Source organism: Pseudomonas atagonensis, from assembly GCF_011369485.1.
In the GTDB taxonomy this organism is placed as follows: domain Bacteria; phylum Pseudomonadota; class Gammaproteobacteria; order Pseudomonadales; family Pseudomonadaceae; genus Aquipseudomonas; species Aquipseudomonas atagonensis.
This window is the reverse complement of record NZ_VXCA01000076.1, coordinates 1-812: the sequence shown is the minus strand read 5'-3', so window position 1 is coordinate 812 and position 812 is coordinate 1. Positions and strand designations below refer to the sequence as shown.

Below are 812 nucleotides of genomic sequence, written 5' to 3'. Positions count from 1 at the left end.
AAAGAGATCCGAACACTTTGGAGCTTTTTTCAAAGATGACCGATGCTCAACGGCATATGTTTGCAAATAAACTTTCAGAACTCCCCGAAATGGGTCGCTATTCACAAGGAACAGAAAGCTACCAACAGTTTGCTGTACGTATTGCTGAGATGCTACAAGACCCTGAAAAAATCAAAGAACTATCCCCATACCTAAAAAAAGTGGGATACATGCCATCAAATAAAAAGGACACCGTAAATGGCTAAGTTATCACTAAGTGAAGTATCTAAAAAATTTCATGTGGATAGATCAACCATTTACAGAGCTGTACGTAATGGACGTTTATCACGCTCCAGTGATGGACAATTCGATCTAGCAGAGGTCATACGATGCTTTTGAGAACCTGAGCAAACATCTCAAAAAATTGAATCATCTAAGCAAGAAGGTGATGAATCTACAAAAAAACTTATTGCCCATTTAGAAAATGAAGTCAAAAAATACCAAGAACGGGAAGAACGGTTAATGCAACAAATTGACCGTATGCAAACACTCAGTGAGCTGAAAAGTGTTGCACATGCCACAGCAGAACCACACCAAGATGCTAATGCATGCGACACCAAGATGCCACAGCATGCGACAACACAACAAGACACTGATAGCAAAAAGAATAATGAATTAAATATTGCAGAAAATGTAGCAGTGCCACGGCAAGAAACTCCGGCATACCACACGCAAGCGCTACCGCATGCCACGTTGCAAAGTGTGGCAGTGCCACAACACAAAAAACGTGGTTTATTTGGCCGTGTGCTGAATGCCGTCTTTGATACTGACTG

The 812-nt window shown here is 41.1% G+C and carries 2 protein-coding genes; both read left to right on the top strand.

Translation table 11 applies throughout. The annotated features are described in order from the left end of the window. Positions 1-245: hypothetical protein (locus F2P67_RS27575; protein ID WP_425511035.1), on the top strand; the 245-nt coding region annotated here is incomplete at its 5' end. A 256-nt stretch (positions 246-501) separates the two neighbouring features. After that, positions 502-812 (top strand): hypothetical protein (locus F2P67_RS28000; RefSeq protein ID WP_425511034.1); only part of this gene is annotated, 311 nt, incomplete at its 3' end.